Origin of the sequence: Collinsella sp. An2, from assembly GCF_002160065.1 — a bacterium.
In the GTDB taxonomy this organism is placed as follows: Bacteria; Actinomycetota; Coriobacteriia; order Coriobacteriales; family Coriobacteriaceae; genus Limicola.
In genome coordinates, this window is the sequence record NZ_NFJW01000008.1 from 97489 (window position 1) to 116527 (window position 19039).

General features: G+C 63.3%; 16 protein-coding genes and 2 tRNA genes. 11 read left to right on the plus strand and 7 right to left on the minus strand.

The features are described 5' to 3' along the window. Nucleotides 1-157: 157 nt before the first annotated feature. Together B5F33_RS06685 and B5F33_RS06690 are read left to right on the plus strand one after the other, a co-directional pair. Nucleotides 158-595, plus strand: a complete 438-nt coding sequence (locus tag B5F33_RS06685) for a DUF6508 domain-containing protein (RefSeq protein ID WP_087411031.1) — start codon at nucleotides 158-160, stop codon at nucleotides 593-595. A 22-nt stretch (nucleotides 596-617) separates the two neighbouring features. Further along, complete coding sequence (locus B5F33_RS06690; protein WP_087411032.1) at nucleotides 618-1400, plus strand: ADP-ribosylglycohydrolase family protein; 783 nt, start codon at nucleotides 618-620, stop codon at nucleotides 1398-1400. Between the two features lie 156 nt (nucleotides 1401-1556). Here B5F33_RS06690 and B5F33_RS06695 read toward each other — a convergent pair whose 3' ends face one another. Continuing rightward, entirely contained in the window at nucleotides 1557-2291 is a 735-nt protein-coding gene (locus B5F33_RS06695; RefSeq protein ID WP_087411033.1) for a putative ABC transporter permease, read from the minus strand. A gap of 39 nt (nucleotides 2292-2330) precedes the next feature. Then, complete coding sequence (locus B5F33_RS06700) at nucleotides 2331-2816, minus strand: hypothetical protein (protein ID WP_087411034.1); 486 nt, start codon at nucleotides 2814-2816, stop codon at nucleotides 2331-2333. Nucleotides 2817-3006: 190 nt separating this feature from the next. Here B5F33_RS06700 and B5F33_RS06705 point away from each other — a divergent pair, with 190 nt between their 5' ends. After that, the gene (locus B5F33_RS06705) at nucleotides 3007-4194 is read left to right on the plus strand and encodes an MFS transporter (protein WP_087411035.1); all 1188 of its coding nucleotides are present in this window, start codon (nucleotides 3007-3009) and stop codon (nucleotides 4192-4194) included. Between the two features lie 661 nt (nucleotides 4195-4855). Here B5F33_RS06705 and B5F33_RS06710 read toward each other — a convergent pair. Both B5F33_RS06710 and B5F33_RS06715 read right to left on the minus strand, forming a co-directional pair. Next, on the minus strand, nucleotides 4856-6346 hold the full coding sequence (locus tag B5F33_RS06710; protein ID WP_087411036.1) for a glycosyltransferase: 1491 nt from the start codon (nucleotides 6344-6346) through the stop codon (nucleotides 4856-4858). A gap of 189 nt (nucleotides 6347-6535) precedes the next feature. Continuing rightward, complete coding sequence (locus B5F33_RS06715) at nucleotides 6536-7186, minus strand: helix-turn-helix transcriptional regulator (RefSeq protein WP_087411037.1); 651 nt, start codon at nucleotides 7184-7186, stop codon at nucleotides 6536-6538. 258 nt (nucleotides 7187-7444) lie between these two features. Between B5F33_RS06715 and dpaL the strand changes: the two genes are divergently transcribed. From dpaL to hydA, 6 genes are all read left to right on the plus strand, one after another. Then, on the plus strand, nucleotides 7445-8662 hold the full coding sequence (gene dpaL / locus B5F33_RS06720) for a diaminopropionate ammonia-lyase (RefSeq protein WP_087411038.1): 1218 nt from the start codon (nucleotides 7445-7447) through the stop codon (nucleotides 8660-8662). Between the two features lie 248 nt (nucleotides 8663-8910). Beyond that, a complete protein-coding gene (locus B5F33_RS06725; protein WP_204214438.1) occupies nucleotides 8911-10314 on the plus strand; it encodes a YgeY family selenium metabolism-linked hydrolase in 1404 nt (467 codons plus the stop codon). Nucleotides 10315-10485: 171 nt separating this feature from the next. Beyond that, nucleotides 10486-11688 (plus strand): knotted carbamoyltransferase YgeW, encoded by a 1203-nt coding sequence (gene ygeW, locus B5F33_RS06730; protein WP_087411040.1) that lies wholly within the window; start codon nucleotides 10486-10488, stop codon nucleotides 11686-11688. Nucleotides 11689-11886: 198 nt separating this feature from the next. Then, a complete protein-coding gene (gene arcC / locus B5F33_RS06735; protein ID WP_087411041.1) occupies nucleotides 11887-12831 on the plus strand; it encodes a carbamate kinase in 945 nt (314 codons plus the stop codon). Between the two features lie 99 nt (nucleotides 12832-12930). Beyond that, nucleotides 12931-13644, plus strand: a complete 714-nt coding sequence (locus tag B5F33_RS06740) for a nucleotidyltransferase family protein (protein WP_087411042.1) — start codon at nucleotides 12931-12933, stop codon at nucleotides 13642-13644. Between the two features lie 361 nt (nucleotides 13645-14005). Then, entirely contained in the window at nucleotides 14006-15385 is a 1380-nt protein-coding gene (gene hydA / locus B5F33_RS06745) for a dihydropyrimidinase (protein WP_087411043.1), read from the plus strand. An 84-nt stretch (nucleotides 15386-15469) separates the two neighbouring features. Here hydA and yqeC read toward each other — a convergent pair whose 3' ends face one another. Continuing rightward, nucleotides 15470-16204: a selenium cofactor biosynthesis protein YqeC gene (gene yqeC / locus B5F33_RS06750; RefSeq protein ID WP_158095326.1), complete on the minus strand. Its 735-nt coding sequence runs from the start codon at nucleotides 16202-16204 to the stop codon at nucleotides 15470-15472. 120 nt (nucleotides 16205-16324) lie between these two features. Here yqeC and yqeB point away from each other — a divergent pair, with 120 nt between their 5' ends. Further along, complete coding sequence (gene yqeB / locus B5F33_RS06755; RefSeq protein ID WP_087411044.1) at nucleotides 16325-17119, plus strand: selenium-dependent molybdenum cofactor biosynthesis protein YqeB; 795 nt, start codon at nucleotides 16325-16327, stop codon at nucleotides 17117-17119. 54 nt (nucleotides 17120-17173) lie between these two features. Next, nucleotides 17174-18280: an XdhC/CoxI family protein gene (locus B5F33_RS06760; RefSeq protein WP_087411045.1), complete on the plus strand. Its 1107-nt coding sequence runs from the start codon at nucleotides 17174-17176 to the stop codon at nucleotides 18278-18280. 431 nt (nucleotides 18281-18711) lie between these two features. On the opposite strand, the gene B5F33_RS06765 is transcribed toward B5F33_RS06760, so the two are convergent. Both B5F33_RS06765 and B5F33_RS06770 read right to left on the minus strand, forming a co-directional pair. Continuing rightward, nucleotides 18712-18785 (minus strand) — tRNA-Gly (locus B5F33_RS06765). A gap of 5 nt (nucleotides 18786-18790) precedes the next feature. Further along, nucleotides 18791-18867, minus strand: a tRNA-Pro gene (locus B5F33_RS06770). Nucleotides 18868-19039: the final 172 nt, after the last annotated feature.

Sequence of the window (19039 nt, forward strand, 5' to 3'; positions counted from 1 at the left end):
CGACCGTGTGCATCTGCCTTCTGCGAAGCTCGACTGCATATTCAAGTGCGAGACTATTCCCTCGTATTACGGCGCGCTGGAGAGCGTGATAGGAGTCTACTGCCTCACAGATGCCAAGACGGACAGGCAAAACTAATGGCATAGAAACGGAGTGCCCATGTACGAGAGTCTGACCAGATTCATCCCGCTCGTCGAGGGCGACGAGACGTACGGCGTATGGTTCTTCGACCATGAGCATACTGGAACGATGGATGATCCCAAACAGATGCCTTATGTCGAGTACGGCCGCTTGGCAATCGACGTCGAGGACGCGATTTATGCCTTCGTCAACGACCATGAAGAGTTCGGCCTCAGGCACTACGGAGACATCCTTGAGCGCAACGGGTTGAAGTGGGGGATTGAATCCATGGAGGCGGCCGATGTCTCGGCGCTCGACGGCAGGGCTGTGATGGCATTGCTTGTGGGTGCTGTGCGAGCGGAGCGGTTTTGCGACGGCGCGCTGCTGCGCTTTTTCCAGACGGGTTGTATCGCGCGCTGGCTTCGGCGGTTGCAGGAGCTTGATGACAACCGGGGCGCCCCGGCGTCCCGCGCCTAATGTGGTTTGATAGGAGGGTCGTATGAACGACACGCTTAAGGGCATGGTGTACGGACTGGCGGTGGGCGACGCGCTGGGCGTGCCCTACGAGTTTTGCGATCGCGATACGTTTACGTGCACCGGCATGACGGGCGGTGGTACATGGAGACAACCCGCCGGGACCTGGTCGGACGATACGAGCATGACGTTGGCCACGATGGACTCGATTGCGGATTGCGGTGGGGTCGATATCGACGACATGCGCGAGAAGTTCCGAGCATGGGCGCACGGCGACGCGTACACCTGCAACGGCGAGACGTTCGACATCGGCAACACCACGCGGGAGGCGCTGCGCTTGGGCCGCGGACTGGATGACGAATACAGCAACGGGAACGGTTCGCTCATGCGCATTCTGCCCCTAGCGTTTGTGCCGGGCGTAACCGTCGAGGAGGTAGAAGCTGTCTCTGCCATCACGCATGCCCATCGTTTCTCGCAGGCATGCTGCTGGGAGCTCGTGACAGATGCTATCCGACTCATCGACGGCGAGGCGCCAGCGCATTCCGATCTGCAACGAGACGAGATTCGCTCGGGCGGGTACGTGGGCGACACGCTCGCGGCGGCCCGTTGGTGTGTTGGCACGGCGAGCAGCTATGCTGAGGCGGTGCTTTTGGCGGTGAACTTGGGTGGGGACACCGATACCACGGCGGCTGTCGCCGGCGGCTTGGCGGGCATCGTGTGGGGGTATGACGCCATACCGGAGGCGTGGCTTGCCGCTCTGAGGAACAAGGATGAGATCGAGCGCGTGCTGAGCAGGTGGCCATTCTAGGCTTTCTGTCCGTTGCCGCAGGCTACCGGGTTATCGGACGGGAAGAGAGCGCCGTGCCAGTTCGGTGCCAGCTCACCCCAGAGGCCCTTGGCAACGTTGTGCCGGGCGGGGGACTGAGGGGTCCCTGCCAAAGTATGCGTCTCTTCGCCGTCTTGCTCAGTCCGTTCGATCCGCCAGATTCGTGTAGAGCGACATCGTTTGGAAGCGCTTGTTCATGAAGTCATCGCCATAGTGCTGGTCGAAGTAGATCTGCACCGGCGTCTGGGGCACCTCGCCGGCGCTTCGCTGATACCAGCAGTTAAACGCGCCCACCGTGGTGATCGCGTCTGCAACAAGGAAGGCGAAGACAACAGCCGCGACAGGCCGACGCAGCCGCTTGGGCACAATATCCGAGAGACGTACCACGCGGGGAAGCAGGTAGCGGATCCAGACAAGGCCGATTAGGCCCCAAACCACAGCCATGCCCAGGCAGGTATGGTCGCCAATGTTGAACGGCTGCCCTCGGTAGCTCCACGCCACGATTCCGAAGGCACTCTCCCAAAACCATCCTGCTATGTATTCGAAGGTGGCGCCCGTGGCGGCGGAAATGAGAAAGATTGCCAGATTGGGAAGGGCGGCGCAGCGGTTGAGCAGCAGCGTGAGAATCACGGCGCCCGCACCGTAGATGGGGGAGAACGGTCCCCAAACGAAGCCGGCGCGGTTCTTCCACATATGGTCGATGGGGTAGCTGACCAGCGTCTCGATGAAAAGCCCGGCAACGCTGCAGATGACAAACGTCCACACGAGCCGATAGAACGAGAGCCGAACGAAGCGGTCACGCGTCTCTGTGGCGGCCCGCTGCGTCGCGGCTGCGCTCTGACGTGAAGTGAGAAGGTCCGAAATAGTGGTCATGGCGATGAGAAGGGTCGAGGGCGGATAGGATCGTTTGGGTTATTCGAAGTGGTCGTCTGGGAGGTACTTCGCAAACGGGCCCCGCCGCGAGGAGTCGACGGGCGCAATGCCGAGTGCATAGAAGAGGCCAAACATCATGATGAGAATCGGTGCGGCCATGGAGACGTACACCACGACGACTATGGGAAGCTCGAAGACGCTGGTCATAGAGGGAGCAAACGAGGGGATGGCCGCCAGGACAAAGAGGACGAGCGCGAGGATGGCGAGCACGCGCAGGACAAGTCTTGACGTACGACCTATTTCAATCTTCTTGAAGAAGACGAGCAACAGGCCCAGCACCACGCCCATGGCGTAAAGCAGCAAGGGTGCGGCGAGCACGGTGCCCGCCTGAGCGACCGGAGAGCTGGCGACGAGCGTCGCGACCTGGTCGGCGTCGGTGAGGTGATACCAGGCTAGAAACGCCGTCGTGCCAAACACGATTGCAGCCCAGACGATAAAGTTCACGATGAACGAGGTCTTCTTCATGTGGTTTCTCCTTTGTGGCGGGCGAGGTCACGCGGGCAGCGCCTCGCAGCAACGCTCACCATTATACCCACGGTCGCGACGGGTATTTTGTCCCCTGTGGTCGAGTTGCTATCATGGGCGGGTTGCACCGACCGGGCCCGCCGGAGTCGTTTGGCGCGGTCATACATCGATGTCGTCTGGAAGGTCTGCCATGCCTGTTGGGTTGCTCCCCATCATCTATCTTGCGTTCATCAGTCTGGGTCTGCCCGACTCTGCCATAGGCTCTGCCTGGCCGGTGATGTCGGCCGACCTGCACGCTGGCATCTCATGGGTGGGCGGCATCACCATGATCATCTCGTTGGGGACGATCTTTTCGAGCTTCATGTCGGTGCGCGTGGTCGAGCGCCTGGGTACCGGCAAAGTTACCGTGCTGAGCGTGGTGCTCACGGCAGCGGCCCTTGTGGGGTTCTCGCTTGCAGGGGAGTTCTGGCAGCTCTGCGTGCTTGCGGTGCCCTATGGACTTGGAGCGGGCGCCGTCGACGCCGCGCTGAACTCGTACGTTGCCGTACATTACGAGTCCCAGCACATGAATTGGCTGCACTGCATGTGGGGTGTGGGGGCAAGCGCGGGACCGCTCATCATGGCGCAATGCTTGGCTGGCGCGGGGTGGTCTCAGGGTTTTCTCGTGTTGGGCGGTATCCAAGTCGCCATCGCCGTGGTGCTTACGCTCTCGCTTCCACTGTGGCGCGATCGCAAGCTTCCGAGCCCGGGTACCGAAACGTTGGAGCACCGCTCGCACAAGACGCGGCGCGAACTTCTGCAGGTCGAAGGGGTCCTGCCGGTTCTCATCTGCTTCTTTTGCTACTGCGCTCTTGAGGGAACCTGCGGGACATGGGCCGCAACTTATTTCACGTTGGGGCGTGGGATCGACGCCGGCGTTGCCGCTGGTTGGGCGTCGCTGTTCTTCATTGGAATCACCGCCGGGCGTGCGGTGAGCGGGTTCATCTCCATGAAGGTGCGCGAGCACAACATGATTCGGCTGGGTCAGGTCTTAATCGCACTTGGCCTTATCGCCGTCATGCTGCCGGGACAGGATGCGCTGCTCATGCCGGGGCTCGTGCTGCTGGGCGTAGGGTGCGCCCCCATCTATCCCTCGATTATCCATGCGACGCCTGCTCGCTTTGGAGACGATGTGGCGCTTGAGCTCACCGGCATGCAGATGGCTTTCGCCAACATCGGCTCGCTGCTTATGTCGCCGTTCTTCGGCGTTATCGCGCAGAATGTGGATGTGCGGCTGTACCCTGTCTACCTTGGTGCGCTGCTCGTCGTCATGGTGTGCTCGGCCGAGATCCTCAACCGAGTCATGCGTCGCAAGCGCCTGGCCGCTTCGGTTCGTTGAGAGATTCCGTTTGAGGTGCATAGGCCGGCCTCGGGATAGCTTTGGCCAACCATGCTGGCCGGCTTCAGGCTGCCTTGGCCTGTCCAGGAAATCGTCCGCACCCCCGCTTCAGACCGGCTTTGGTCATCCATGCCGTCGGCTTCAGATTGGCTTTGGTCAAAAGGGCCTTCGCTTGGGTGCGCGTGCATCGTTGGGGCGGGACCGCTGGTCAAAAAGCAGCTCCGCTGGGCAGCGCTGTTGTTGGCGATGGACTCTCGTGGTCAAAATGCCTGTCCGCTGGGTATGGCGAGCCTTTTCGCGAGCGCTTGCGTGGTCAATTAAGCTGCGTGCTGGGCATAATCGTGGGTTTGGTAGGGTGTTCGTCGACCGACTTATGCCGCGGACATGCCCAGCCAAGGGCCTAATTGACCAAGCGGAGGACATCGGCGCGTCGCCTATGCCCAGCGGGCGAGAGATTTGACCAGAAGGCTCCCGGGCCCATGCGCCTATGCCCAGCGGGCAGGCAAAATGACCAGCAGGCATGCCGGCTGGGGATGGCCTTGCCCAGCGCACAAGAAATGTGACCAGGGGGAGCCGCCGGCCCGTGCTTGCCCGTGCACCTCGCGTGGCTTGTCCGACCTCTGCATGAGGCGCGCGCGATCAGGCCCAGCGTTAAGGTGTCCTAGCTCTCTCCAAATAGGCGGCGAGCGTTGTCTCCCACGCGCTTAAAGAGTGCCTCGGCCTGCTTTTGCTCGGTGGCGCTCAGGCCCTTGAAGCAACGCTCTCGAACATCGTCGGCGGCTCGATCAAGCGCATCCGTTAGATGCCGTGGCATCTTGTAGAGACGAATGGTGGCGAGGGGAATGGTATCCTCGCCGTCTCCCCGGCTTTCGCGCAGACGCGTCTCGGCAGCATGGGCACCCTTGGGTCCCAGGTCCAACTTGTCGCTCAGCGAACGAAGTACCTGGGCGACTTTGCTCTCATCGTCGGCCTCGGCGACGCGGTCGAAGACCGCCGACACGTTGGGCCCAACCTTGACGATCTGTTTGGCGGCAAGCCCCGCGATGGTGGGCGCAAGGGTCACTGTGGGCACATCCAGGAAGTCCACGAGCTCGCTCAGGCCGGCCATACCGCCCGCGAAGTGCAGGTAGGCAAGGACCTGGACATCTCGAAGTTCGAGGTCGAAGCGGTCCGCCACCGCCTGCAGCGAGCGCAGCCATGCCTTCTGGATAAAGTAGAGCGGACCCAACGGATGTCGTTCGGTACCGGGTGTCACCTGCGCCCGCACGCGTTCGCGGCCGAGCTTTTTGGTGCTGGGCAGCACGCCGATGGCGCTGTCGTCATGGGGGTAGGTAAACAGGAAGCCACGAATCTCGCCGCGTCGCGCCTCGTAATCGGCCTCGTCGTAGAGGCGCCGGAAGAAGTCGTCGTAATACTCGACGACCGAAAGCTTCATGCGCACGATGTTTGCCATAGAGAGGCTTTTGTTTACAAGCGAGCCCTTGGTCTTCACGTAGTAATACACCGGCACGCGCAGCGGATAGATGCGATGCGTGTGCACGATGTACTCCATATTGAAGATGAAATCCTCGCACCAGCTGAGCTCGGGGTCCATGCGCAGGTGGTGCTGCTCCACCACATCGCGGCGGAAGAGCTTGTTCCAGAGCACGCCATAATAGTAGTCGGCGGGGTTCTCGATCATGAAGTCGGCGTACTCTTCGGGCGTGATCGTTCGGTCAAGATCGATGTCGCCCTTGCGCGAGGCGAGTTTGTCGACAATGCGGAAGAAGTCGGTGATCACCATATCCGCGCCGGTTTCTTCGGCGGCGCGCACCATGAGCCGGCTTGCCTCGGCGACGATCCAGTCGTCGGCGTCTACAAACTGCAGGTAGGTGCCCCGCGCAATGTCGAGGGCGACGTTGCGTGCCACAGAGACCCCGGCGTTGTCCTGGTGTATCACACGTACGCGCTCGTCGTCGCGAGCGGCGATGTCACAGATGGTGCCCGAGGCATCGGTCGATCCGTCATCGACAAGGATGAGCTCGAAGTCGTCGATGTCCTGGGCGAGGATGCTTGCAATGCACCGCTCAAGGTGCGCCTCGGCGTTATATACGGGAACGATGATGCTTACCTTCGGCGCCGCATCCGTCGCCGTGGTCACCATCTCATCCATGAGACCCCCTTATAGCTACCTGCTGCGGTTTGGCATGTCACACATCGCACTATGGTAGCCATTGGGTTGCTTTTGCTGCAAGGTTGCGTCCTTCTGCGTCCTTCGTCCGCCGATGCCGTTTTTTCGTCCGCCGACGCTGCTTTGGCCCGCCGACGCTGCTTTGTTTGTCAGCCGACGCTGTTCTGGCCGCTATTCAGTGCTTTCGGCCTTGGCCTCATTGAGGTACGAATAGAACGAGTACTTCGAGATGCCGAAGAACTCACAGGCACGCTCGCTCGACTTGCTGATGAGGAAGGCGCCGCGCCGGTCGAGGTATCCGATGGCGCGAATGCGGTCCTCTTTTGTCATGAGCGCAGGGGGCTTGCCAACGTGGCGAACGCTTTCGGCCAGAAGGTCGTCAAGGAGGTCTGCGATGTTGCGGGTGATGGCCTCGGGCTCTTCCTCATGGTCGCCGGGCGTCTGGGTGAAGGAGGCCAGCTCGTCTTCGAGGGCAGCCATAAGCGTGATGTCGTAGTTGATGGCCAGAATGCCCACCGGCTTGCCCTCATCGTCGTGGATAAAGACGGTGCTCGACTTCAGGGTGCGTCCATCAACCGTTTTGGTGAGATAGGGCGCGCGGTCGTGAAGCTGTTCCGGGTCGCTTTGCAGAGCCTCGAGTACGACGTGCGACGGGCCGGCGCCCACGCTGCGGCCGCTTACATGCCCGTTTTCAATGGCCACCACGGCGTGGTCGAGGTCGTCCGCTTCAAGGTCGTGCACCACGACTTCGCAGCGCGGCCCAAACTGCAGGGCGAGGGCCTTTGCAAGACGCCGATAGAAGTCAATCTGGAGTTCGGTCATGTATGCCTCCTCAATAGCTCTGAAGGTAACCTAACAAAAAGTTTGTTATGTGTGTAGCGTTATCGCACTTCCCACCTCTAGAAAACCGTTTACCGGCAGAAATCATCCGTCCACAGACCCTTACGAATTGTCTTGCGCAAGGTAATGTCCGCGTGGTACAACATGGATGTCAAACAAAAAGTTTGCTTGACGAACAAAGCGTTCGGACATGTCCGCACGACAGACAGTATCGTCTTGAGTCTCGAAGGAGCTGTACCTATGGCGCATAGCAAGATCGAATGGGTAAAGAACCGCATGGAGAAAAGTGCCGACGAGCATCTCTCCATCATGTCGCTTGAGCATGTTGCGGCGGCGCGCTCCTTCCATGGCAGCTTTCCCCAGTATTCGGTCACCCCGTTGGCCAAGCTCGATGCCCTTGCGGCCGACCTGGGGCTTGCGAACCTTGCAGTGAAGGACGAGAGCTATCGTTTTGGCCTCAACGCCTTCAAGGTTCTGGGCGGCTCCTTTGCCATGGCGAGCTACATCGCCGAGCAGATCGGCAAGCCTGTCTCGGACATGACCTATGACTACCTCACGAGTGAGGAGCTCGCGCGCGACTTCGGTCAGGCCACCTTCTTCACCGCAACCGATGGCAACCACGGCCGCGGTGTGGCGTGGGCTGCGAACAAGCTTGGCCAGAAGGCTGTCGTGCACATGCCCAAGGGCTCTGTGAAGAGCCGCTTCGACAACATCGCCGCCGAGGGCGCGCAGGTGACCATCGAGGACGTGAACTACGACGAGTGCGTCCGCATGGCCGCCGCCGAGGCCGACGCCTGCGAGAACGGCGTAATCGTTCAGGACACCGCTTGGGAGGGCTACGAGGAGATTCCCTCCTGGATTATGGAGGGCTACGGCACCATGGCGTCCGAGGCGGCCGAGCAGTACGCCGCTGCCGGCGTCGAGCGCCCCACGCACGTGTTCGTGCAGGCGGGCGTAGGATCGCTGGCCGGCGCCGTTGTGGGTTACTTCGCCAATCTCTTCCCCGATAACCCGCCGACCTTCGTGGTCATGGAGGCCTCCGAGGCGGCCTGCCTCTATAAGGGAGCCGTGGCCGGCGACGGTGAGCCCCGCATCGTGGACGGCGACATGCCCACGATCATGGCCGGCCTTGCCTGCGGTGAGCCCAACACGCTTGGCTGGGACATCCTGCGCAACCATGTGAGCGTCTTCGTTTCCTGCCCCGACTGGGTTGCGGCCAAGGGCATGCGCGTGCTGGGCGCCCCGCTTGCGGGCGACCCGCGTGTGATCTCGGGCGAGTCGGGCGCCGTGGGTGCGGGCCTCATCACCACGATCATGGAGTCCGACGAGTACGCCGACCTGCGCGAAGCCATCGGCCTGACCGACCAGAGCTCGGTGCTGCTGTTCTCCACGGAGGGCGACACCGACCCGGTGAACTACCGCAACGTCGTCTGGAACGGCGCCTACCCCTCCTGCTAAAGGCGTCGCGAAGCGACGCGCCATCTTCCCTTCCGCAACGAGAGAGGGTGGCAGATCGATTGAGTTGCAGCACGATTGTCCGCCGCACCGGACGCTGAGGAAAATCGGCCGTGCGAGGGAGGCCCCATATGCCTCCGCGCGCAGTTCCGCAGCGCGAAGCGTGAGGATGTTTGAGCACGGAGGCATATGGGGCCTCCCGCCCGCCCGACACGTTCACCAACATCCAAAGAGAGGATCTGAGCCCTATGATCAAGGAACTCGATTTTGACGCCATCAAGAAAGCCGCCGCCGGCTACGGCTCCGACATGACCGCATTTCTGCGCGCCATGATCAGCCATCCGTCGGAGTCCTGCGAGGAGGGCGAGGTCGTCGCCTGCATCCAGGCCGAGATGGAGAAGCTCGGCTTCGACAAGGTCGAGGTCGACGGCCTGGGCAACGTGATCGGCTGGATGGGCGAGGGCGACAAGATCATCGCCATCGACTCCCACATTGACACCGTGGGTATCGGCAACCGCGAAAACTGGGAGGCCGACCCCTACGAGGGCTACGAGACCGACGATCTCATCTACGGCCGCGGCGGCTCCGACCAGGAGGGCGGCATGGCCAGTGCCACCTACGCCGCGAAGATGATGAAGGACCTGGGGCTCATCCCCGAGGGCTACAAGATCATGGTCGTCGGCTCCGTCCAGGAAGAGGACTGCGACGGCATGTGCTGGCAGTACATCGTCAACAAGTACTTCGACGGTCCGGAGGACGCACGCAACAAGATCGAGTTCGTCATCTCCACCGAGCCCACCGACGGCGGCATCTACCGCGGCCACCGCGGCCGCATGGAGATTCGCGTGGACGTCCACGGCGTCTCCTGCCATGGCTCGGCGCCCGATCGCGGCGATAACGCCATCTACAAGATGGCCGACATCATCGCCGACGTGCGCGCGCTCAACAACAACGGCTGCGACGAGTCGACCGATATCAAGGGTCTCGTCAAGATGCTCGACCCCAAGTACAACCCCGAGCACTACCAGGACGCTCGCTTCCTGGGCCGCGGCACCTGCACCGTCTCCCAGATCTTCTACACCAGCCCGTCGCGCTGCGCCGTGGCGGACTCCTGCGCCATCTCCATCGACCGCCGCATGACCGCCGGCGAGACCTGGGACTCCTGTTTGGACGAGATTCGCAACCTGCCGTCCGTCAAGAAGTATGGCGATGACGTCAAGGTCTCCATGTACATGTACGACCGTCCCAGCTGGAAGGGCACCGTCTTCGAGACCGAGGCCTACTTCCCGACCTGGATCAACGCCGAGAGCGCGGCGCACGTGCAGGCGCTTGTCGACGCGCATCGCGCCCTCTTTGGCGACGAGCGCATCGGCTGCGCGGCCAGCATGGACAAGCGTGAGGGCCGTCCGCTCACGGACAAGTGGACCTTCTCCACGAACTGCGTCTCCATCCAGGGTCGCTACGGCATTCCGTGCGTCGGCTTCGGCCCGGGCGCCGAGAGCCAGGCGCACGCACCCAACGAGGTCACCTACAAGCAGGACCTCGTGACCTGCGCGGCGCTTTACACCGCGGCTCTCAACCTCTATGACCCGTCCAAGAAGACCGGCGACGTGACCGTATTCCGCGCCGGCGCCACCGATAACGACATCAAGTAGGTTTGACGCAGCGCGTCGTTGTGGCGGGGCCTTGTCCCTCATCCGCCGAGCGCTACCGTTAGGCGCTCGGCCTCCCCGTCCGGGGCAGCTCGCCTCGCCGCAACGACGCTTGCGGGCATTTTCTGACCTGCAAGGTTTTCGATAACACGGCTTCCACAGAAAGGAACACTCATGGCCAAGGATTTCTCTGCGCTTCTCGACGAGCTCCAGGGGCTCGATTTCTCCGGCATGTACAACGCCGACTTCCTGCACACCTGGGACAAGACCACCGATGAGCTGCGCGCCCTGTACGCGGTTGCTGCGGCGCTGCGCAACCTGCGCGAGCGCAACATCTCTCCGCGCATCTTCAACTCCGGCCTGGCCGTGTCGCTGTTCCGCGACAACTCCACCCGCACCCGCTTCTCCTTCTCGAAGGCCACCAACCTGCTTGGTCTGCAGCTGCAGGACCTCGACGAGAAGAAGTCCCAGATCGCCCATGGCGAGACCGTCCGCGAGACCGCGACCATGATCTCGTTCATGGCCGACGTCATCGGCATCCGCGACGACATGTACATCGGTAAGGGCGACGCCTATATGGAGGAGGTCGCTCGCTCTGTGGCCGAGGCGTACGAGGACGGCGTACTCGATCATCGCCCGACGCTCATCTCCCTGCAGTCCGACTCCGATCACCCCACGCAGTCTTCCGCTGACATGCTCTACCTCATCAACGAGTTCGGCGGCCTGGAGAACCTGCGCGGCAAGAAGGTCGCGGTGACCTGGGCCTACTCGCCTTCCTACGGCAAGCCGCTCAGCTGCCCGCAGTCGCTCATCTCGCTGCTGCCCCGCTTTGGCATGGACGTGACGTTGGCGCATCCCGAGGGCTACGACCTCATGAGCGACCGCGTGGAGGCCGCGCGCGCTTACGCCGCCGAGTCCGGCTGCACCTTCCGTCAGGTGAACACGATGGAGGAGGCTTTCGAGGGCGCGGACATCGTGATTCCGAAGAGCTGGGCTCCCTATGCCGCCATGGAGAAGCGCACGAACCTCTACGCCGAGGGCGACGACGCCGGTATCGCGGCGCTCGAGAAGGAGCTGCTCGCCCAGAACGCCACGCACAAGGATTGGTGCTCCACGCGTGAGCTCATGGCGAAGACCGCCCATGGTGACGACACGATCTTCATGCATCCGCTGCCGGCCGACATCTCCGGCGTGTCCTGCGAGCACGGCGAGGTCATGGCCGACGTTTTCGACATGCATCGCGTGGGCATGTACAAGGAGGCCAGCTACAAGCCGTACGCTATCGCGGCCATGATCTTCCTGCAGAAGGTCAAGAACCCGGTCGAGACCCTGCGCGCCCTCGAGGAGGCCGCGAAGCCCCGCTGGTTCCAGGCGTAGTTGGTTCCACGGTTTTACCAAACCGCGGAACGGGCCGACGCCGCGCGGCCGCCTCGCCGTTTCACATGCAATCGATCGATCCGGCGTGCCCGGGTGGATGCGCGACCGCGCGTGTCGGCCCGGGCATCGCTGTTTTGAGACCAAGGAGACCAAGACTTCAAGCATCGCGCGTCACCGTGCGCGAAGAAGGAGGAGAGTATGAGCAAACGTATCGTCGTGGCGCTTGGAGGCAACGCTCTGGGCTCCAACCTTCCCGAGCAGATGGCTGCCGTGAAGATCACTGCGCGCGCCATCGCCGACCTGATTCAGGAAGGCAACGAGGTCGTCATCGTGCATGGCAACGGCCCGCAGGTGGGTATGATCGCCAACGCCATGGCCGAGCTTACCCGCAGCGACCCCGAGAAGTACATTCCCTGCCCGCTGTCGGTTTGCGGTGCCATGAGTCAGGGGTACATCGGCTACGACCTGCAGAACGCCCTGCGTGAGGAGCTGCTGGGCCGCGGAATCGAGAAGGGCGTGGCGACGGTGCTCACCCAGATCGAGGTGGATCCCGATGACCCCGCGTTCAAGACCCCGACGAAGCCCATCGGTCCATTTATGAGCAAGGACGAGGCGGACGCCCTCACGCGCGACCGCGACTACGAGTTCATGCATGACGAGCAGAAGGGCTACCGCCGCGTGGTGGCGAGCCCCAAGCCGGTGTCGATCGTTGAACTCGACACGATCTCGTCGCTCGTGAACTCCGATCATGTCGTCGTGTGCTGCGGCGGTGGCGGCATCCCGGTCATCCCGACCGGAGCTCATCACCTCAAGGGCGCGGCGGCCGTGATCGACAAGGATTTCGCCGCCGAGAAGCTGGCCGAGCAGCTTGACGCCGACTTTCTCGTCATCCTGACGGCAGTCGAGCGGGTGGCCATTGGGTTTGGCACCGACCACGAAGAGTGGCTGGACACCCTGACGCCCGAGCGCGCCGCCGAGCTTACCGCTGCCGGTGAGTTTGGAGCTGGCTCCATGCTTCCGAAGGTGCAAGCGGCGAGTGCGTTTGTCGAGAGCAAGGAGGGGCGCACGTCGCTCATCACCCTGCTCGAGAAGGCAGCAGACGGCCTAGCCGGCAAGACAGGCACGCGTATTGCCCGCGCCTAGCATCGTATCCATTTGGGGTGTCCGGTTTGCCGGACACCCCGATTTGCTATGGTGGATGCAGCAAGAGAGGTCACTCGCGACGTACGGTAGGAGGGGCGCATGAGCATCGGATGCGTGGTCATGGCGTCGGGGGAGGGCCGGAGGTTTGCCGAGGCCTGCGCGCGCGGCGATGCGGCCGGGTCTGCCGCGTCGGGTATTCCTGTTGAAGACGCGCGTTCTGCTTCGTCGCTCCAGCCCGGTGCGGGGAAGCTCCTCGCCCCCCTTAGAGGCGCGCCCCTTATCGAGCGCACCGTTAGTTCGGTGCTTGCGGCGGGGGAGCGGGCGCCCTTCGACGTGGTGGTGGCAACGCGCTGGCCCGAGGTGGCGCGGCTTTGCGAGCACCTGGGTGCGCACGTGGTGCTTCACAACGGCAGCTTGCGAAGCGAGGCTGTTCGTGCTGGCCTGGTGGTTGGGCTTGATCGGTGGGACGGCTGTCTGTTTTTGCCCGGAGACCAGCCGCTTGTTGCACGCGAGGGCTTCGAGCGGCTGTACGCTGCCTTCGCGGCAAGTCCTGACGCTGCTGTACGGCTTGGCTGGCGCGGAGCCCCCGGCGGCCCCGTGCTCTTTCCTGCATGGCTCTTCCCGCAGCTCATGGCGCTTACAGGCAGCCAAGGCGGCAGCGCGGTTCTCTCCCAAGCGGGGCACGTTCTGCTTGTGGAGGCGCAAAGCCCTGAGGAGCTGTGGGATGTGGACACCCCGTCGGACCTTGCAGCGCTAGAGCGCGTGCTTGCCTGCAGGGAGTCGCACATTCCAACCTCAGGAAGCGCCGGTTGATGGTCGCCTTTGAGCCCCTCGCGCAAGCTCGCTTCGGAAAAGGGCGTCCAAAACGCGATTGGCCGAGTAGACCGGGCTGCCCGCCTAGTAAAACCCCAGGTAGACAGCTTAGCGCAAAAGGGCCTGCTCGGCGGTTCCGGAAAAGGACGCCCTTTTCCGAAGCGAGTGTGCAGAAAGGTTGTTGCGAGGGGCTTCGATCTGCGTTTTCCTAAGGATGGGCGCGCTCTTGCAGTTCGCTGCAGTGCAGCATCCATCGCATGACGCTGCACCTTCCCGCCGCGGGGACGCGACTTAGGTATGTTCGCGCATGGTCCGTTGGGCAGCTCACCGTATTCGTCCACGACTTCAAGAGGAGGCATCCATGATTATCATTCGCAACGGCACGCTGGTCCTTCCCGAGGGGCTCGTTCGTGGAGACATCGCTTTGGAGGGTGGGCATATCGCCCGCATCGCTTCGTGCATAGCGCCTGCCGAAGGTGACGAGGTGCACGATGCTGCCGGCTGCTGGGTCATGCCGGGATTTATCGACGGTCATACGCACCTGCAATGCTGGACCGGTATGGACTGGACGGCGGACAGCTTCGAGACGGGCACGCGCGCGGCGGCGTGCGGAGGCACCACGACCATCGTCGACTACGCCACCGCCGATCGCGGCGTGACCATGCCCGATGCCCTTGCGGAGTGGCATCGCCGCGCCGATGGAACCTGCACCGCAAACTACGCGTTTCATATGGCTATCTCCGAATGGGGCGAAGGTTCGCTCGAACAGATGGACGAGGTTTGCTCCGGCGGCGTCCGCTCGTTCAAGACCTATTTGGCCTACGACCATCTGCGACTTGACGATGCACAGACGCTGGAGGTTCTCGAGGCCGTGCGCGACCGCGGCGGCGTGCTGTGCGTGCATTGCGAGAACGGCACGCTTGTCAACGAGCTGCAGCGCAGGGTGATTTCGCAGGGCATCGTCGGTCCCGAGGGACATCCGCTAAGCCGCCCCGCCGCGGTCGAGGCGGAAGCGATCTCGCGCCTGCTCTATCTTGCCCATCTGGCGGGCGATGCTCCGGTAAACGTGGTTCACCTGTCCACAGAGCTCGGTCTTCGCGCCATCCGAGAGGCAAAGGCGCGCGGCCGGCAGAACATCCATGTGGAGACGTGCCCGCAGTACCTGGTCCTCGATGACGAACGGTATCTGGAAGAGGGCGACGACGGGTTTGCCGGGGCGAAATACGTTATGAGCCCGCCGCTGCGCAAACCCTCGGACCGCCGCGCGCTTCGGCAGGCGGTGCTTGCTGGCGAGATTGAGACCATTGCGACCGACCATTGCTCGTTCAACCTGCACGGTCAGAAGGACCGCGGCCGTCCGGAGGCGGGCGGGGACTTCACGAAGATCCCGAACGGAGGGCCGGGCATCGAGCATCGGCCGGCGGTGATCGCCACGACGTTCGAGGGCGAGCTGGGCCCCTGCGACCTCGTGCGTCTTATGAGCGAGAATCCGGCGCGCGTCTTCAGTATGTGGCCCCGTAAGGGGCGGCTTGCCGAGGGCGCCGACGCCGACGTGGTGGTGTGGGATCCCGCGGCGCGATGGACCATATCGGCTGCGACGCAGCAGCAGGCGGTCGACTATACCCCCTATGAGGGTTTCGAGGCGCATGGTAGGGCGCATCTGGTGTTTGTGAACGGGCGGCTTGTGGCACGCGACGGCGAGCCTACGGGCGAGCGTCCGGGCGCCTACGTTGCGCGCTGAGCAGCCGCGGCCCGGTCGGTGGGACGGGTGCCGCCGCCGTGCGTCCGGGCGGCTGCGGTGCCTGATGCTGTGCCCGTCTCTCTGTCAGGAGATGCGCCACAGAGCCTCGCGAGGATAATTCACCGCAAGCACTTCTCGTCCTAGGGATGCCTGGAATCGCTGAGCATCTTCAAGGTCCCCAGGCGTTTCCACATGGGTGAGCAGCACGTGCGGCGTCACACCTGCGGGGATCGGGATCGCGCCGCCCTCGAGTTCGCGGCTGAGCACGCGTGCAACAAGCTCGGGGGTCACGGCATCGTCCGGCCGCGCTTCTCCAAGCGCGCAGAATCGCTCGGGGCGATGCACGTCTGCCGCGATAGTTCCTCCGAATCCGTCGAGGCCGACAACGACTGTCAGCGACCGCGTGTGACGTGGGATAACCGGCTCGTGGGGGGCGTGCGCCTTGATGGGCAGCCCGCGCGAGCCGTCCGCCTCTACAAGCACGTGCTCTGCGACGGCGGCGATTTTGTCGAGGGGGAGGGACGGGGCTGCAAGCTTGCCGTCCTCGACGGGCGTTCCACAGCATACGACGGACTGCAAGCGCAGCGCCTGGGCCAGCTCGTCGACGCGGTCGCCCGTGTAGAGCGGCGTGGAGGGGAAGGGCCGGATATGTGTCGAGGTGGTAAGGACGACGCCCTGCGAGGGCTGGTCGCATGAGGTGAGCAGGCGGGCAAGCGTCGAGAGGGTGGTTGTCTTGCCGCCGCTGCCCACGACGGCCGCGATGCCACGCTCTATGCCCAGGGCTTCGGGGAGCGCCTCGAAGGATAGTTGCTCGACCATGCTTCCTCCCATGAACACATCGACTGGATAGGGGCTTCCCGCAGGTCCCGACGCGCGACGGCGGGTACACTGTTGGGTACGAGCGATTGTAGCGCGCGGGCGCGCTGGGAAGGGGCTTCTATGTTGGTCGTCGTTCGAGGCGCCGGGGACTTGGCGACAGGCATTGCCGTGCGCCTTCATGCGGCGGGGTGCCGCGTTGTGATGTGCGACATCGCCCGTCCTACCACGGTGCGCCGTACGGTCGCGTTTTCCGAGGCCATTCGCCTGGGGACGATGGAGGTCGAGGGCGTTCGCGCACGGTTTGCCGCCGATGTGGACAAGGCCCGTGCCATTCTCGCGAAGGGCGAGATCGCCGTGCTGGTGGACCCGGATGCGGCATGCGTCTCGAAGCTTTCGCCCGATGCGCTCGTTGATGCGATCCTTGCCAAGCGCAACCTGGGGACGCACATCACGGACGCCCCGGCGGTTGTGGGCGTAGGTCCGGGCTTTACGGCGGGTCTTGATTGTCATGCTGTCGTTGAGACTAAGCGCGGTCATTACCTGGGGCGCGTTATCTGGGAGGGGTCCGCGATTCCTAACACGGGCGTGCCGGGGATTATCGCGGGTCACGGTGCCGACCGCGTGCTGCGCGCGCCGGCCGAGGGGCGCTTCGAGCCGGTGCGTGAAATCGGCGACGTGGTGCATGCGGGGGATGTGGCTGCAACGGTTGCGGGCATCCCGATGACCTGCACGATCGACGGCGTGCTGCGCGGCCTCTTGGCCCCCGGAGTTTCGGTGACGCCGGGCATGAAGGCGGGGGACATCGATCCGCGCGGCGTGGTGGAGCATTGCTTCAGCGTGTCCGATAAGGCCCGTGCTGTGGGCGGGGGAGTGCTTGAGGCGGTGCTGGCGCTTACCGGAGCGCTGCGAGGCTAGGCGGCTGGGCGGCGAGAGCAGGTCGCACAACGGGCGAGAAAGAGGCGAACGTACATGGATGAGCAGCTGCTCGAGTGCATCGAGAAGGAGCTGGAGGCCGGACGCGCGGTGGAGCTCTGCGTGCTCATCGCGACGCATGGCTCATCGCCTCGAAAAGCCGGTGCATGTCTTGCCGTGTGCCAAGATGGGTCGGTCGAGGGTACGGTCGGGGGCGGTGCGCTCGAGCGCTTGGTGGTCAAAGAGGCGCGTAGGGCGCTTGGGGCGGCGCGCTCGTGCGTTCGCAGCTACACCATGGACGGCGAGCAGAGTGACACAGGCATGATTTGCGGCGGCGACGCTCTGGTGTGCTTGCTCAACCTGTTGCCGGGCATGACGGGGTTGAATGCTTTGCTTCGTGCCCGCCGCCAAGGCTCGCACGCCGTGCTCGTTATCGATATTGAGGACCCCGACGACCCTGCAGCAGCGGTTGTTGCCGATGATGGCGGCCGCGCGGTCGCCTCAATGCACACGACCCAGGAGGAGCGCCATGTGCTCGAGCAGATGCGCGATGATTCCTCGACCTGCGGCGCCATCATGCTGCCCGACGCATTCGATGCGGCTGCCTTCGACGCGGCGCTCGCTTGCACGAAGCCCACGTTTGACGGGCGGCGCTTCATGCTGCCGATTGCCGCCGAAGGACGTGTGTATATCTTCGGAGGCGGGCATGTGGGTGCAGCCCTGGTGCCCGTTCTTGCTGGTATTGGATTCGAGGTCGTGGTCTACGATGCGCGGCCCGAGTTGGCGATTGCGAGCAACTATCCGGCGGCGGAGCGTGTGGTCTCTGCGGGCTATTCCCATATCGATGAACAGGTCCAGATTACGCCGCACGATTATGTTGTGGTGTGTACGCCGGCGCATAGCTCCGACTTCGAGGTGGTTTCGAAGGTTCTGCCACATCATCCGCGGTTCTTGGGATGCCTGGGCAGCGCGAAGAAGACCGCCTTCATCAAGGGAAAGCTCGCCGAGGCGGGGTTCTCGGCGGATGAAATTGATTGCCTGCGCATGCCCGTTGGAATCCCCTTGGGTGACGAGACGCCGGCAGAGATTGCCATTTCCATTGCTGCACAGATCATCTGCGTGCGACGGGGACATCCTGAACCTGTGGTTGGCTCTGCGTCTTAGCCTGTGTAACAGCGCGAGCCCGGCACCGCGAGGGTACCGGGCTCGATTACATTTCTGGAGCGGGCGACGGGAATCGCCGCTCGCTTCGCTCGCTCAGTCCGCTGCGGCGGCTGCGCCGCCTTGCGCGCTCCGCGGCAAACGCTCACGCGTTTGCTCCGCTCCGCGCCCGCATCCGGGTTCGATTTCCGGCACGTATACCAAGCGAGCCCGGCATCGCGAGGATACCGGGCTCGATTACGTTTCTGGAGCGGGCGACGGGAATCGCCGCTCGCTTCGCTCGCTCAGTCCGCTGCGGCGGCTGCGCCGCCTTGCGCGCTCCGCGGCAAACGCTCACGCGTTTGCTCCGCTCCGCGCCCGCATCCGGGTTCGATTTCCGGCACGTATACCAAGCGAGCCCGGCACCGCGAGGGTACCGGGCTCGATTACATTTCTGGAGCGGGCGACGGGAATCGAACCCGCGTCATCAGCTTGGAAGGCTGAGGTTCTACCATTGAACTACGCCCGCGGATATGGTCGGGACGACAGGATTCGAACCTGCGACATCCTGCTCCCAAAGCAGGCGCGCTACCAAACTGCGCCACGTCCCGAAGGTGCTGAGCAGCTAGGGGTTTCGACCCTGCTTGTCCCAAGGCGTTATGGATTATAGGGGATGCCGCGCGTTCAGGCAACGCACAAATCCAAGGCAACCGGAAATCCCGAGACGCCCGAGACGGGAGCGCGCGGAAGAAATCACGCGAATCACCCTGTCCTTTGCGAGAA